This is a genomic window from Variovorax sp. Varisp41 (assembly GCF_047325085.1).
Classification (GTDB): domain Bacteria; phylum Pseudomonadota; class Gammaproteobacteria; order Burkholderiales; family Burkholderiaceae_C; genus Variovorax.
This window is the reverse complement of the sequence record NZ_CP168540.1, coordinates 4,788,837-4,801,819: the sequence shown is the minus strand read 5'-3', so window position 1 is coordinate 4,801,819 and position 12,983 is coordinate 4,788,837. Positions and strand designations below refer to the sequence as shown.

Sequence of the window (12,983 nt, the reverse complement as noted above, 5' to 3'; positions counted from 1 at the left end):
CCCCGTGCGCCCTCCAGCCTCCACCCCCTCCTTCTCGACCACCCGCCGCCTCGTGCTGGGCGGCCTCGCGGGGGCGGCCGGCGCCCTGGCGCTGGGCACGGCCGGCTGCGGCAGCCCGGCAGCCACGCCCGCCTCCGGCCGGCTGCGCCGCCTCGCGGAAGCGCGCTGGCCGCACCGGCTCTCCATCGGCGGCACGCCGGCGGGCGGACTCTCGGGCATCGACTTCGACGCCCGCACAGGTGAGTACCTGCTGCTGAGCGACGACCGGTCGGATCTGGCACCCGTGCGCTTCTATATGGCGCACTGGCCCGCGCCCTGGAGCGCCGCGCCCGAAGCCACCGGTGTCGTCGAACTGCAACGCCCGGGCGGCGGCCCCTGGCCTTCGCGCCGGCAGGCCATCGCCGGCCTGCCGGTGCCCGACCCCGAATCGCTGCGCCTGCGGCCCGACACCGGCACCGTGCTGTGGAGCAGCGAGGGCGACCTCGCGCGCGGCTTCGGGCCCGCGCTCTACGAATCGGCGCGCGACGGCCGCTTCCTGCGCGAGTTCGAACTACCCGCCATGTTCCGACCCGACCCGGCCCAGCGCCGCGGCCCGCGCGACAACCTCGCCTTCGAGGGCCTCGCGCTCACGCCCGACGGCCGCACGGCCTGGCTGGCGATGGAGAACGCGCTGATCCAGGACGGCCCCGTGCCCACGATCGACGCCACCGGCGGCCCCTGCCGCTTCACGCGCATCGACCTGGCCAGCGGCCGGGCGACCGGCCAGATCGCCTACGTGCCCGACGCGATCCCCCTGCGTCCGCTGCTGCCGGGCACCTATGCCGACAACGGCGTGAGCGAGGTGCTGATGATCGACGCGCACCGCATGCTGGTGCTCGAGCGCGCCTACGCGGCCGGCACCGGGAACTCGCTGCGCCTCTATGAAATAGACACCCGCGGCAGCGGCGACGTGCTGGGCCTGGAGGCGCTGACGCCGGGCAACCACCGCCCGGTCGCCAAGACCCTGGTCGCCGATTTCTCCCGGCTCGGGGCCGACAACGGCCTCTCGCGCCTCGACAACAGCGAGGGCATGTGCTGGGGCCCGCCGCTGCCCGGTGGCGGGCGGACGCTGATGATCGTCAGCGACGACAATTTCAACCCGCTGCAGATCACGCAGTTCGCCGCCTTCGAATTCATCGACCGACCATGACCATCGCCGCCACCTTCCTGCCCCGCAACGCCCCCGCGCCGCTGCCGCCCGTCGCCTTCATCGGCGGCGGCAACATGGCCAGCGCCATCATCGGCGGGCTGATCCAGCAAGGCACGCCGGCCGCCTCGTTCGAGGTGGTCGAACCCTTCGAGGAGGCGCGCGCCCGGCTGTCCAACACCTTCGGCATCGCGGCCCAGCCGGCCGCCAGCGAGGCGCTCGCGCGCTGCGCGGTGGTGGTCTGGGCGGTCAAGCCCCAGACCTTCGCCGAGGCCACGCGCCCGGTGCGCGCCTTCGCCGGGAACGCGCTGCACCTGAGCGTGGCCGCGGGCATCCCGTCCGACAGCATCGCCCGCTGGCTGGGCACCGAGCGCGTGGTGCGCGCCATGCCGAACACGCCGGCGCTGGTCGGCCAGGGCATGACCGGGCTGTTCGCGCGCCCCGGTGCCGACGGCGCCGACCGCGCGCTGGTCGGCCAGCTGCTGGCGCCCACCGGCGAGCTGATCTGGGTCGACCAGGAGCCCGCGCTCGACGCCGTGACCGCGATGTCGGGCTCGGGCCCGGCCTACGTGTTCTATTTCATCGAGGCCATGACCGAGGCCGGCATCGAGATGGGCCTCGCGCCCGAGCAGGCGCAGCGGCTGGCGATCGGCACCTTCACCGGCGCCTCGGCGCTGGCCGACAGCGCGCACGAGCCGCCCGCGGTGCTGCGCGAGCGCGTGACTTCCAAGGGCGGCACCACCCATGCGGCGATCAGCGCGCTGCAGCAGGCCGACGTCAAGGGCCAGTTCAAGACCGCGATTCGCGCGGCGCAGAAGCGCGCGGCCGAGCTCGGCGAGGAATTCGGCCGCGGCTGAGAGCCGTCAGGCCGGCGGCGCGTCGAAGGTGCCCGCCAGCGCGCGCGGGCCGAGGAAGAACAGCCAGTCGGCCGCCAGCGTGACGGTGCCATCCTCCAGCTCGAGCTGCAGCGCTTCCTTCAGCAGGAAGCTGTCGCCGGGCTTGGGCGTGACCTCCGCGATGCGCACGCGCGCCCGGAAGCGCGCGCCCACCGGCATCGGCCGCACGAAGCGCAGGCGGTCGAAGCCGTAGTTCAGCGCATGGTTGGTGTCGAAGGGCAGCAGGCTGCGCATCGCCTCGCCGCTGAGCTTGATCAGGTGCGAGACCTGGAAGAAGCCCTGCACGATGGCGCCGCCGTAGCCGGCCTCGCGCGCCGCGCGCTCCGGATCGAGATGGATCCACTCACCCTCACCGTCGCCCGAGAGTTCGGCATAGCGCGCCACCATGTCCTGTGTGATGCGGTGCCACTCCGAATGGGCCTCCCGGCCGATCCGGGCGCGCAGCTGCGCCAGGGTGGCCTCGGCGTCGGGCGCGTGCTGCATGCGGTCTCGTTTCCGGGGCCGTGGATCAGCGCAGGCCGTAGCCGGCCACCACGCCGGCGAAGACCGCGAAGCCCAGCCAGTGGTTGAGCCGGAAGGCCTGGAAGCAGCCTTCGCGCGTGCGATCGCGGATCAGCCGCCAGTGCCAGGCCGCCTGCCCCGCCGCGATCGCGATCGCGAGGTAGAACGCGACGCCGAGCCCGCGGCTCGCGCCGGCCCAGGTCCACACGGCGAGAAAGACCGCATAGCTCGCCATCACCGCCGCCACGTCGAAGCGGCCGAAGGTGATGGCCGAGGTCTTCATGCCGATCTTGAGGTCGTCGTCGCGGTCGACCATCGCGTACTCGGTGTCGTAGGCCAGCACCCAGAACAGGTTGCCCGCCAGCAGCCACCAGGCGAAGGCCGGCACCGTGGCCTGCACGGCCGCGAAGGCCATCGGAATGCCGAAGCTGAACGCGATGCCGAGCACCGCCTGCGGGATCGACACGAAGCGCTTCGCATAGGGATAGACCAGCGTGACCGCGAGCGCGGCGAACGACCAGTACACCGTGACCCGGTTGGTCGTGAGCACCAGGCCGAAAGCCACCAGCGCGAGCACGGCGCCGAGCAGCAGCGCCTCGCGCACCGAGATCTCGCCGCTGGTCACGGGCCGCTGCGCGGTGCGCTTCACATGGCGGTCGAAGTCGCGGTCGGCCACGTCGTTGACGCAGCAGCCCGCGCTGCGCATGAGGATCGTGCCGAGCACGAACACCGCGACCAGGTGCCAGCCCGGCCAGCCGTCGGCCGCGAACCAGAGCGCGCCGAGGCTGGGCCACAGCAGCAGCAGCCAGCCCGCGGGACGGTTCCAGCGGATCAGGTCGAGGTACACGGCAAAACGCCCGCGGCGTGGCGCGGGCGTGAGGCCGTGGGGAGCGGTGCCGGGGTTCAATCCTCGAGCAGCGAACGCAGCATCCAGGCGGTCTGGTCGTGCACCGTGCAGCGCGCGGTCAGCATGTCGGCCGTCGGATCGTCGCCGGCTTCCTCGGCCACGGGGATGAATTCGCGCGCGATGCGCGACACGGTCTCGTGGCCCTTCACGAGGATGCGCACCATCTCCATCGCCTTGGGCGGGTCCTGCGGCACGTCGGGCACGGTGGCGATCTTGCTGAACTCGGCGTACGAGCCCGGCGCGTAGTGGCCCAGCGCGCGGATGCGCTCAGCGATCACGTCGGTCGAGTTCCACAGCTCGGTGTACTGCGCCATGAACATCGCGTGCAGCGAGTTGAAGTGCGGACCCGTCACGTTCCAGTGGAAGTTGTGGGTGGTGAGGTAGAGCGTGTAGGTGTCGGCGAGCACGCGGCTCAGGCCTTCGGCGATGGCCGCGCGGTCCTGGCGCTCGATGCCGATGTTGATGATCGGCGCATTGCGGCTGCCGGACTCCTGCGCGACCACCGCGCCGCCCTTCTTGGGCACCTTGCCGGCGGAGGAAGCGGGAGAGGGCTTGGTTTTCTTGGGAGCTTTGGCCATGGCAAAAGATCTTTCTTCAAGTTGGGAGTGACACCGGAATTCTCGAAGCCGGCGCGCGGCTTCGCAACAGCGTCACTCTATCGCAGCGTTCGAGATTCCAGGCTTGCGGCGGCGTAGGCCGAGGTCGCGAATTCGCCTGCTCCCGCGCCACATCCAGCTCAGGAGAGCCGCTTCACGCCCGGCAGCTCGCAGGCATAGATCGCGTTGCGCAGCGCCGCGATCGCCTCGTAGCGCGTGAAGGTGCGCCGCCATGCGAGCACCACGCGGCGCGTGGGCGGATCGCGGTCCTGCGCATCGCGCACCGGCAGGTAGCGCACCATCTGCTCCGATTCCTTGCGGCCCTTGCCCCTGGGCTTGAGCGCCTCGGCCGGCACCGACAGCCGCGGCACCAGCGTCACGCCCATGCCCGAGGCCACCATGTGCTTGATGGTCTCGAGCGACGAGCCCTCGAAGCTCTTGCGGATGCCCTCGGCATTGCTCGAGAAGCGCGCGAACTCGGGGCAGACCTCGAGCACGTGGTCGCGAAAGCAGTGGCCCGTGCCCAGCAGCAGCATGGTCTCGCTCTGCAGCTCTTCGGAGGTGATCGATTCGCGGTCGGCGAACTTGTGCTTGACCGGCAGCGCCGCCACGAAGGGCTCGTCGTACAGCGGCGCCATCGCGAGGCCGGTGTCGGGAAAGGGCTCGGCCATGATCGCGCAGTCGATCTCGCCGGCACGCAGCATCTCGAGCAGCTTGACGGTGAAGTTCTCCTGCAGCACCAGCGGCATCTGCGGCGTGCGCGAGATCACCTGGCGTACGAGGTCGGGCAGCAGGTAGGGCCCGATGGTGTAGATCACGCCGAGGTTCAGCGGCCCGGCCAGCGGGTCCTTGCCGCGCTTGGCGATCTCCTTGATGCTGGCCGCCTGGTCGAGCACGCTCTGGGCCTGCTGCACGATCTGCTCGCCGAGCGGCGTGACCGTGACTTCGCCGGCGCTGCGCTCGAAGAGCTTGACTTCGAGTTCGTCCTCGAGCTTCTTGATGGCCACCGAGAGCGTGGGCTGGGACACGTAGCAGGCTTCGGCCGCCTTGCCGAAATGGCGCTCCCTGGCCACGGCAACGATGTATTTGAGTTCGGTGAGGGTCATAGCTTGCGTCAATTATGCGCAAGGCACCGTGACCGCTCGCCGTCAGGGGTCGGGCGCCGCCGCCGCGGCCCGCGTCAGGCCTCCCCGGGCGTCCAGTCCGGGCTGTAGCCGCCGAGCGTGGGGTGGTACATCTCGTCGCCCGTGTGCTGCGTGAACTCGACGTTGAGCCGGTCCTCGCGCAGGCCCAGCAACTCGATGCAGTGGGCGCACAGCGCCTTGGCGAGCGCCATGCGCAGCTCGGGCGGACGGCCGTGGCGGATGTCCAGCATCATCAGCGCGACCGGCACCGGCGGGCCCTCCGGGTCGGAAATGCGCCAGAGCCCGCCCTCGCCGAGCTCCCGCACCGCGACGCTGATGCGGCGGATGTCCACCGACATCATCTCGGCGTAGGTGCGGCTCATGCGTTCGGCCAGGCGCTGCTTGAGCTCGCTCGGGTAGTGGTCGTTGACGTCCAGCTGGAGGTACGGCATGCGGGGCTCCTGGAAAGAAGAAAAGAGGACTCAGCGCGCCAGACCATAGCGCGCGGCCGGAACGGCGTTGGCGAACTTCGGCGCCAGCGCGCGGCGATCGGCCTCCCACTGCGTCCACCGCTCGCCCTCGTGCAGGCCCGGGATGGTCACGCGCTCGCCCGCGTCGAGGCCCGCCAGCGCGGCGTCCACCGGGTCCGCGGCCGACATGGTGCTGGCCGATTCCTTCTGCGGCGCATAGCCCGCGACGTCCCAGAACTCGGTGGCCGTGGCGCCCGGCATCACGGTCTGGATGCGCACGCCCTTGTCGCCCAGGTCGCGCTGCAGCGTGTGGCCGAAGCCGATGACATAGGACTTCGACGCGCTGTAGACCCCATTGAGCATCTCGACCGCGACGCCGACCACCGAGGCGATGTTGACGATCGTGCCGGCCTTGCGCCGCACGAACGCGGGCGCCACGGCATAGCTCAGGCGCGTGAGCGCCGTGACGTTGAGCGCGATCATGTGCTCCATGGTGTCGGCATCGTCCGCGAGGATGGACGCGACCGAGCCGATGCCGGCGTTGTTGACCAGCATCGTGAGGGACTCGTCGGTGCGCAGCACCTCTTCGACGCGCGAGCGCGCCGCCGGGTCGGTCAGGTCGGCGACGAGGGTCGTGATCCGGCGTCCGGTGGCGGCACGCAGCTCGTCGGCCAGCGTTCGCAGCCGCTCGCCGTTGCGGGCCACCAGGATCAGGTCGTGGCCGCGCCGGGCCAGGCGGTCGGCGTAGATGGCGCCGATGCCGGTGGAAGCGCCCGTGATCAGCGCGGTGCCTCGGGAGGTCGTGGAAGCGGTCATGGAATTCACCTTGGAAGAGAGCGGGCCGGCGGGCTGCCGGCGCCTGGAAGTCATCGTAGAAATCGCACCGAATTTCCTCAATGTCATAGATGCAAGGTTTTAGGACACGGACCGGCAGCACCGCGCGAAGCGCCGCAGAATGGCGCGCTTGCACGACATGCAAGTTTTCAGGTCACTCGAGGAGCGCGAAATGCACAGCGTCGGATTGCTCGTCTACCCCGGCTTCCAGTCCCTGGCCCTGGCGGTGGCCACGGCCTTCGAATACGCCAACCTGATGCACGGTTCGGCGGCCTACGACTTCGCCGTGGTGTCCGAACCCGGTGGCGCGGTGGCCTCGTCGCAGGGCTTCGCGGTGCAGACCGAGGCCTGGGGCGAGCGCACCTTCGACACCCTGATCGTGGCGGGCGACAACGAATGCCGCCTGCCGCCGCGCAGCCTGATCGAGCGGGTCCGCGCCTCGGCCGCACGCTCGCGCCGCATGGCCTCGATCTGCACCGGCGCCTTCGTGCTGGCCGAAGCGGGTCTGCTCGACGGCCGCAAGGCGACCACCCACTGGCTGCATGCGCGCGCCTTCAGGGAGCGCTATCCGCGCGTGCAGATGGAGGAAGACCGCATCTTCGTCATCGACGGGCCGGTCTGGACCTCGGCCGGCATGAGCGCGGGCCTCGATCTCGCGCTCGCGGTGATCGAGAAGGATCTCGGCCGCAAGCTGGCGCTGACGATCGCGCGCAAGCTGGTCATCTACCAGCGCCGGGGCGGCGGCCAGTCGCAGTTCTCGACCCTGCTCGAGCTCGATGCCAGGTCCGATCGCGTGCAGACGGCCCTGGCCTATGCCAGGGAGAACCTCGCCTCCGACCTGTCGGTGGAGGTGCTGGCCAACGCGGCGCACCTGAGCCCGCGCCAGTTCAGCCGCGTGTTCCGCGAGGAGACCGGGCAGCCGCCGGCCAAGGCGATCGAGCGGCTGCGCGTGGAGGCCGCGCGCCTGATGATGGAAACCAGCCGCCACCCGATCGAGGTGATCGCGCGCGAAACCGGGTTCGGCGACCGCGAGCGCATGCGGCAGGCGTTCCTGCGCGCCTTCGGGCAGCCGCCGCAAGCGATCCAGCGCATCTCGGCCAACGCCGAGCTGGTGTAGCCGGCGGCTTCAGCGCCGGTACGGCCGGATCACCTCGAGGTCCGACGCGATCACCGCGCGCACCTGGTCCGCGAAGGCGCTCACCAGCCGCGAATCCGGCGCATCGGGTGGCAGCAGCAGCGCGAGCCGCACCGGGATCGCGGGCACGAAGGCGCGCACCGCGAGCTCGAGGTTGCGCCGCTCCTCGAGCGCCGCCAGCGGGTTGAGCACGCTGACGCCCAGGCCCGCGGCGACCAGCGCGCAGACCGAGGCACCGAGGTCCGACTCCAGCACCGTGCGCGTGCGGGCGCCCGCGGCCGCCAGCACGCGGTCGATGCGTTCGCGCGGCGCGCTGCCGAGCGGGAACGAGACGAAGGCCTCGCCCTCGAGGTCGGCCGCCGCGACCTGCTTGCGCTTCGCGAGCCGGTGCCCGATCGGCAGCACGGCCACGCAGTCCATGGTCAGCAGGGTCTGGACCTGCATGCCCGGCACGTCGTCGCCGTAGAGGATGGCCAGGCCGAGCTCGCACAGGCCCGAGCTGACCCAGGTGTTGACGGTGGCGGCCGCGCCCGAGTGGATGGTGAGCAGGGTCTCGGGATGCTCGGCCTTGAACTGCGCGACGGCCTTGCTCAGCAGCCCGCCCGCAATCCGCGGCATGGCGGCCACCGCGAGCCGGTCGCCACCGAAGGAGCGGATGTTCGAGGCCGCGCCCTCCAGGCCCTCGAGCCCGACGAAGGCCTTCTCCACGTCCTGGAAGAAACGCTTGCCGTCGAGCGAGGGCAGGAGGCGCGTGCCGCGGCGCTCGAACAGCAGGAAGCCGACGATGGCCTCGAGCTGCGACACCAGCCGGCTGACCTGGGGCTGCGAGGTGTGGAGCCGGCGCGCGGCCTCGGTCATCGAGCCCGTCTGCATGACGATGCGGAAGGCCTCGATGTGCTTGAGCGTCATGCGGCGGGTCGTCATATCAAAATTGTATGACGCACCCTCTACAAGGAATTTTGCGTATCCGGGCGGCGCGCGAATACTCGCCGCCATGACTGGCACCGACGCGAACGCACCCTCCGATCCTTCCGGCGTGGACCTGCGCAGCGACACCGTGACGCGGCCCACGCCCGCGATGTACGAGCGCATGCGCAGCGCGCCGCTGGGCGACGACGGCCTCGACGGCGACCCGACCGCGCGCGAACTCGAGGCGCTGGTGGCGCGCACGCTCGACAAGGAGGCCGGCCTCTACGTGCCCACGGCCACCATGGGCAACCTGCTGGCCGTGCTCGCGCAGACCGAGCGCCAGGGCCAGGTGCTGCTCGAGGCCACGGCCCACATGTTCCTGACCGAGCGCGGCGGCGCCACGCTCGCGGGCCTGGCCTACCTCGGCATCGCGGGCACGGCCGGCGCGATGGACCTCGACGAACTCGATCGCACCCTGCGCCGCCCCGGCGGCCTGCGCACCGAACTCGTCGGCATGGAGACCTCGCACGCGAACGCGGGCGGCGCCGTGCCGCCGCTCGAGCACATGCGCGCGGTGCTGGAGGCCGCGCGGGGCGCGGGCGCGCGCGTGCACCTCGACGGCGCGCGGCTGTTCAACGCGGCGGTCGCGATCGAGGTGGCGCCCGCCGCCATCGCGCGCTTCGCCGACAGCGTGTCCGTCTGCCTCTCGAAGGGCCTGAGCGCGCCGGCCGGCGCGGTGCTGGTCGGCACCACGGCGACGATCGAACGTGCGCGCCGGCTGCGCAAGATGCTCGGCGGCACGCAGCGCCAGGTCGGCGTGGTCGCGGCGGCCGGGCTCGAGGCCATCGAGACCATGGCGGGCCGGCTCGCCGACGACCACCGCCAGGCGCGGCGGCTGGCCGAGGGCCTGGGCGGCCTCCGGCCCGGCGCGCTACGCACCAACACGCCCGCCACCAACATCGTGCTCGCCGACCTGCCCGCGAGCGGCCCCGACAGCGCGGCCTGGACCCGCGCGCTGCGCGAACACGGCGTGCTGGTGCGCGCCTGGGGCAGCCACCGGCTGCGCCTCGTGACGCATCGCCACATCGACACCGCCGCCGTCGACGCCGCCATCGCCGGCTTCCGCCGCGCCGCCGACGCCCTGCTCGGCTGAGCCGCCCCCTTCCAGGAGATCCACCATGCCCACCCTGTCCCGCCGCGACTTCGTCGCCACCTCCCTCTCGGCCGCGGCCCTGTCGCTCGGCCGCCCCGCCTTCGCCAATGACTACCCGAGCCGCCCGATCCGCTTGGTCGTGCCCTATGCGCCCGGTGGCGGCTCCGACGTGGTCGGGCGCCTGGTCGCGCAGAAGCTGACCGAGTCCAGCGGCTGGAACGTCATCGTCGACAACAAGGCCGGCGCCTCCGCCATGATCGGCACCGATGCCGTGGCCAAGAGCGCGGCTGATGGCTACACGCTGCTGATCGCCGATGCCGCGCACGCCACCAACGCGGCGGTGCAGCCGCGGCTGCCCTTCGATTCGATCCGGGACTTCGCGCCGCTCACGCTGATCGGCTCCTCGCCCCAGTTGCTGGTGGCGCATCCGTCGTTCCCCGCCAACTCGCTCAAGGAGCTGCTGGCGCTGCCGCGCGAGCAGGTGCGCCAGTACGGCGTCGGCACGCCGGGCCAGGGCTCGGCGCCGCACCTGCTCTACGAGCTGCTCAAGCTCAAGACCGGGATGGAGCTGGTGCACGTGCCCTACAAGGGCGGCGCGCTCGCGCTGACCGATGCCATCGGCGGCCAGGTGCCGATGGTGATCAACTCGGTGCCGGCCTGCATGCCGCACATCGAGGCCAGGCGGCTCAAGGTGCTCGCCATCGCGAGCACGGCGCGCGATCCCAAGCTGCCGCAGGTGCAGACTTTCGCCGAGAGCGCGCCCGGCATCGTCGGCAGCGTCTGGTACGGCCTCATGGTGCCCGCGAAGACGCCCGCCGACGTGCAGCAGCGCCTGAACGCCGCGCTCGCCAAGGTGCTCGACCTGCCCGAGGTCAAGGCCCGGCTGGCCGATGCCTTCATCGACCCGATGCCGCGCGGCAGCCAGGCCTTCGCGAAGCACCTGAACGACGAGATCGCGCGCTGGCAGGCGGTGGTGAAGCAGACGGGGTTCACGCTCAACAGCTAGCAGCGTGCAACGTACTGTGCGGCTTGCGCCCCACGGATACACAGGCATACGCAGCGCGCGCGGCAGCGGCGGCGGGCGTCGAAGAATCGCCGCATCGATTCTTCCACCGCCTCTTTCTCACCCGAAGGAACCGCCATGCGCATCCCCGCTGCACCGCTCGCCATCGCCGCCGCCATCGCCGCCTCGGTGGCTTTCGTCACCCTCGCCGCGCCGCCCGGCGGCGGCGACATCCCCGCCGCGCAGGCCGCGCCCGCGCCGGCCTTCACCAACATCGACACCTGGCTCAACTCGCCGCCGCTGGACATGGCCGCGCTGCGCGGCAAGGTGGTGCTGGTCGACTTCTGGACCTACACCTGCATCAACTGCCTGAACCACCTGCCCTACGTCAAGGACTGGGACGCGAAGTACAAGGACCAGGGGCTGGTCGTGGTCGGGGTGCACACGCCCGAGTTCGCCTACGAGAAGTCGACGCAGAACGTGAAGGACGCGATCCAGCGCCTGCAGATCCGCCACGCGGTCGCGCAGGACAACGGCTACGGCACCTGGAAGGCCTTCCGCAACCAGTACTGGCCGGCCGTCTACCTGATCGACAAGCAGGGCCGCATCGTCTATTCGCACTTCGGCGAGGGCAGCTACGGCACGACCGAGAAGAAGATCCAGGCGCTGCTGGCCGAACCCGCGCCGGCTTCCTGACATGAAGAAGCTCTGGTTCGCCCTGCTGTTCCTCGCGGGCGGCTTCGCGCACGAAGTCCGCCAGCCGACGAACTGCCAATGCATCTCGACCCGCTCGGCGACGGGTCCTTCGAAGCGAAAAAACGCCTAGTCGCGCGCCTCGACCGCCGCGGCCAGCACGTAGCCCTCGCTGCGCACCGTCTTCAGGTAGCGCGGCTCGCGCGCATCGTCGCGCAGGCGCTGGCGCAGCCGGCTCACCAGCAGATCGATCGAGCGCTCGAACAGCTCGGCCTCGCGGCCCTGGGTCAGGCTCAGCAGCTGGTCGCGGCTCAGCACCTTCTGCGGATGGTCGAGGAACACGCGCAGCAGCCGGTACTCGGCGCCGCTGAGCGCGACCATGGTGCCGCTCTCGTCGAGCAGGTGGCGCTCCACGGTGTCGACCTGCCATTCGCCGAAGGCCAGCTTGCGCGCGGCCTCGGTCGCGCCCATGTTGGGCGGCAGCATGCGGGTGCGGCGCATCACCGAGCGGATGCGCGCAAGCAGCTCGCGCGCCGAGAAGGGCTTGGCCAGGTAGTCGTCGGCGCCCATCTCCAGGCCCAGGATGCGGTCGGCCTCCTCGCTGCGCGCGGTCAGCATCAGGATCGGCGTGGCCTTGTACTTGCCGGTGCGCAGGTCGCGGCACAGCGTCAGGCCGTCCTCGCCCGGCAGCATCAGGTCGAGGATGATCAGGTCGAAGGGCCCCGAGTCCTCGAGCGCCGCGCGCATGTGGCGCCCGGTCGGCACCGCCACCACGCGCAGGCCGTTCTTCACCAGGTAGGTGCTCAGCAGTTCGCGGATCTCCCGGTCGTCGTCGACGATGAGGATGTGGTCGGAGGGCCTGGTGTTCATGGCGCGGTCTCTGGGTTGTCGTGCAGCGCAATGTAGCCGCCGGCCGGCGCGCGCCAGCGGCTTTTGTATGTCCAAGTATCCGGCGCGGCGCGGCGCCACATGCCGTTGCATTCGGGGCTGGCCGCACCCTGGGGCGTGAAACGTACTGTGTGCGTTTTTCGCGCGGATACACAGGCATACGCAAGGCGCACCGCGGGGATGGTCGCGGCCCAAGAATCCGTTCCGTTCGACGAACAGACCCTTCTTCATCCATCCAAGGAACCACCATGAGCCAGATCGACAAGGTCCTCTACACCGGCAAGACCCACACCACCTCCGGCGGCCGCGACGGCAGCGCGCGCAGCAGCGACGGCCGGCTCGACATCCAGCTGTCCTCGCCCGGCTCCGCCGGCCAGGGCACCAACCCCGAGCAGCTGTTCGCGGCCGGCTGGTCGGCCTGCTTCATCGGCGCGATGGGCCTGGCCGCCGCGAAGCAGAAGATCGCGCTGCCGGCCGACCTCAGCGTGAACGCCGAGGTCGACCTCGGCAGCGGCACGGGCGGCTACTTCCTGCAGGCCCGGCTCGAGGTGAGCATCCCGGGCCTGGACCGCGAGGTGGCCCAGGGCCTGGTCGACGCGGCGCACCAGACCTGCCCGTACTCGAAGGCCACGCGCGGCAACATCGACGTGACGCTGCGCCTGGTCTGAGCCGCGCCGGTGCCCTCCTC

The 12,983-nt window shown here is 71.0% G+C and carries 16 protein-coding genes; 8 read left to right on the top strand and 8 right to left on the bottom strand.

The features are described 5' to 3' along the window. The first annotated feature begins 4 nt into the window (after nt 1–4). Entirely contained in the window at nt 5–1,189 is a 1,185-nt protein-coding gene (locus tag ACEN9J_RS22190; RefSeq protein WP_413762074.1) for an esterase-like activity of phytase family protein, read from the top strand. Continuing rightward, a complete protein-coding gene (proC, locus tag ACEN9J_RS22185) occupies nt 1,186–2,043 on the top strand; it encodes a pyrroline-5-carboxylate reductase (RefSeq protein WP_296734164.1) in 858 nt (285 codons plus the stop codon). The genes ACEN9J_RS22190 and proC overlap by 4 nt, the downstream gene beginning before the upstream one ends. A gap of 6 nt (nt 2,044–2,049) precedes the next feature. Here the strand turns inward: proC and ACEN9J_RS22180 are convergent, their stop codons facing one another. From ACEN9J_RS22180 to ACEN9J_RS22155, 6 genes are all read right to left on the bottom strand, one after another. Further along, nucleotides 2,050–2,565, bottom strand: coding sequence for a MaoC/PaaZ C-terminal domain-containing protein (locus ACEN9J_RS22180; RefSeq protein WP_057593140.1), 516 nt, complete (start codon nt 2,563–2,565; stop codon nt 2,050–2,052). 25 nt (nt 2,566–2,590) lie between these two features. Further along, entirely contained in the window at nt 2,591–3,490 is a 900-nt protein-coding gene (gene ubiA / locus ACEN9J_RS22175) for a 4-hydroxybenzoate octaprenyltransferase (protein ID WP_057593139.1), read from the bottom strand. Beyond that, nucleotides 3,487–4,068, bottom strand: a complete 582-nt coding sequence (locus ACEN9J_RS22170) for a Dps family protein (protein ID WP_057593138.1) — start codon at nt 4,066–4,068, stop codon at nt 3,487–3,489. Before ACEN9J_RS22170 ends, ubiA begins: the two co-directional genes overlap by 4 nt. A 158-nt stretch (nt 4,069–4,226) precedes the next feature. Continuing rightward, nucleotides 4,227–5,192: a LysR substrate-binding domain-containing protein gene (locus ACEN9J_RS22165; protein ID WP_057593137.1), complete on the bottom strand. Its 966-nt coding sequence runs from the start codon at nt 5,190–5,192 to the stop codon at nt 4,227–4,229. Nucleotides 5,193–5,266: 74 nt separating this feature from the next. Next, nucleotides 5,267–5,662, bottom strand: coding sequence for a tautomerase family protein (locus tag ACEN9J_RS22160; protein ID WP_413762073.1), 396 nt, complete (start codon nt 5,660–5,662; stop codon nt 5,267–5,269). A gap of 30 nt (nt 5,663–5,692) precedes the next feature. Beyond that, a complete protein-coding gene (locus ACEN9J_RS22155) occupies nt 5,693–6,496 on the bottom strand; it encodes an SDR family NAD(P)-dependent oxidoreductase (protein ID WP_413762072.1) in 804 nt (267 codons plus the stop codon). A 190-nt stretch (nt 6,497–6,686) separates the two neighbouring features. Between ACEN9J_RS22155 and ACEN9J_RS22150 the strand changes: the two genes are divergently transcribed. Next, nucleotides 6,687–7,631, top strand: coding sequence for a GlxA family transcriptional regulator (locus ACEN9J_RS22150; RefSeq protein WP_413762071.1), 945 nt, complete (start codon nt 6,687–6,689; stop codon nt 7,629–7,631). Between the two features lie 9 nt (nt 7,632–7,640). Here ACEN9J_RS22150 and ACEN9J_RS22145 read toward each other — a convergent pair whose 3' ends face one another. Further along, nucleotides 7,641–8,573 carry a LysR substrate-binding domain-containing protein gene (locus ACEN9J_RS22145; RefSeq protein WP_261212917.1) on the bottom strand — a complete coding sequence of 311 codons (933 nt, stop codon included), beginning with the start codon at nt 8,571–8,573 and terminating at the stop codon, nt 7,641–7,643. Nucleotides 8,574–8,643: 70 nt separating this feature from the next. Here ACEN9J_RS22145 and ACEN9J_RS22140 point away from each other — a divergent pair, with 70 nt between their 5' ends. From ACEN9J_RS22140 to ACEN9J_RS22125, 4 genes are all read left to right on the top strand, one after another. Then, the gene (locus ACEN9J_RS22140; protein WP_413762070.1) at nt 8,644–9,711 is read left to right on the top strand and encodes a GntG family PLP-dependent aldolase; all 1,068 of its coding nucleotides are present in this window, start codon (nt 8,644–8,646) and stop codon (nt 9,709–9,711) included. A 25-nt stretch (nt 9,712–9,736) separates the two neighbouring features. Then, nucleotides 9,737–10,717, top strand: a complete 981-nt coding sequence (locus ACEN9J_RS22135) for a tripartite tricarboxylate transporter substrate binding protein (protein WP_413762069.1) — start codon at nt 9,737–9,739, stop codon at nt 10,715–10,717. 135 nt (nt 10,718–10,852) lie between these two features. After that, entirely contained in the window at nt 10,853–11,410 is a 558-nt protein-coding gene (locus tag ACEN9J_RS22130; protein WP_261212912.1) for a thioredoxin family protein, read from the top strand. A gap of 1 nt (nt 11,411) precedes the next feature. Beyond that, a complete protein-coding gene (locus ACEN9J_RS22125) occupies nt 11,412–11,540 on the top strand; it encodes a hypothetical protein (RefSeq protein WP_413762068.1) in 129 nt (42 codons plus the stop codon). Here the strand turns inward: ACEN9J_RS22125 and ACEN9J_RS22120 are convergent. Then, nucleotides 11,537–12,277 (bottom strand): response regulator, encoded by a 741-nt coding sequence (locus ACEN9J_RS22120; RefSeq protein ID WP_413762067.1) that lies wholly within the window; start codon nt 12,275–12,277, stop codon nt 11,537–11,539. The genes ACEN9J_RS22125 and ACEN9J_RS22120 overlap by 4 nt on opposite strands. A 266-nt stretch (nt 12,278–12,543) precedes the next feature. Between ACEN9J_RS22120 and ACEN9J_RS22115 the strand changes: the two genes are divergently transcribed. Then, on the top strand, nt 12,544–12,963 hold the full coding sequence (locus tag ACEN9J_RS22115; protein WP_413762066.1) for an organic hydroperoxide resistance protein: 420 nt from the start codon (nt 12,544–12,546) through the stop codon (nt 12,961–12,963). Nucleotides 12,964–12,983 lie beyond the last annotated feature (20 nt).

What these genes read in the sequence shown, in the direction of transcription:
- ACEN9J_RS22180 (WP_057593140.1), bottom strand. Translation starts at nt 2,565, where the DNA reads ATGCAGCACGCGCCCGACGCCGAGGCCACCCTGGCGCAGCTGCGCGCC.
- ACEN9J_RS22130 (WP_261212912.1), top strand. Translation starts at nt 10,853, where the DNA reads ATGCGCATCCCCGCTGCACCGCTCGCCATCGCCGCCGCCATCGCCGCC.
- proC (WP_296734164.1), top strand. Translation starts at nt 1,186, where the DNA reads ATGACCATCGCCGCCACCTTCCTGCCCCGCAACGCCCCCGCGCCGCTG.
- ACEN9J_RS22160 (WP_413762073.1), bottom strand. Translation starts at nt 5,662, where the DNA reads ATGCCGTACCTCCAGCTGGACGTCAACGACCACTACCCGAGCGAGCTC.
- ACEN9J_RS22120 (WP_413762067.1), bottom strand. Translation starts at nt 12,277, where the DNA reads ATGAACACCAGGCCCTCCGACCACATCCTCATCGTCGACGACGACCGG.
- ACEN9J_RS22155 (WP_413762072.1), bottom strand. Translation starts at nt 6,496, where the DNA reads ATGACCGCTTCCACGACCTCCCGAGGCACCGCGCTGATCACGGGCGCT.
- ACEN9J_RS22125 (WP_413762068.1), top strand. Translation starts at nt 11,412, where the DNA reads ATGAAGAAGCTCTGGTTCGCCCTGCTGTTCCTCGCGGGCGGCTTCGCG.
- ACEN9J_RS22115 (WP_413762066.1), top strand. Translation starts at nt 12,544, where the DNA reads ATGAGCCAGATCGACAAGGTCCTCTACACCGGCAAGACCCACACCACC.
- ACEN9J_RS22140 (WP_413762070.1), top strand. Translation starts at nt 8,644, where the DNA reads ATGACTGGCACCGACGCGAACGCACCCTCCGATCCTTCCGGCGTGGAC.
- ACEN9J_RS22145 (WP_261212917.1), bottom strand. Translation starts at nt 8,573, where the DNA reads ATGACGACCCGCCGCATGACGCTCAAGCACATCGAGGCCTTCCGCATC.
- ACEN9J_RS22170 (WP_057593138.1), bottom strand. Translation starts at nt 4,068, where the DNA reads ATGGCCAAAGCTCCCAAGAAAACCAAGCCCTCTCCCGCTTCCTCCGCC.
- ACEN9J_RS22150 (WP_413762071.1), top strand. Translation starts at nt 6,687, where the DNA reads ATGCACAGCGTCGGATTGCTCGTCTACCCCGGCTTCCAGTCCCTGGCC.
- ACEN9J_RS22135 (WP_413762069.1), top strand. Translation starts at nt 9,737, where the DNA reads ATGCCCACCCTGTCCCGCCGCGACTTCGTCGCCACCTCCCTCTCGGCC.
- ACEN9J_RS22165 (WP_057593137.1), bottom strand. Translation starts at nt 5,192, where the DNA reads ATGACCCTCACCGAACTCAAATACATCGTTGCCGTGGCCAGGGAGCGC.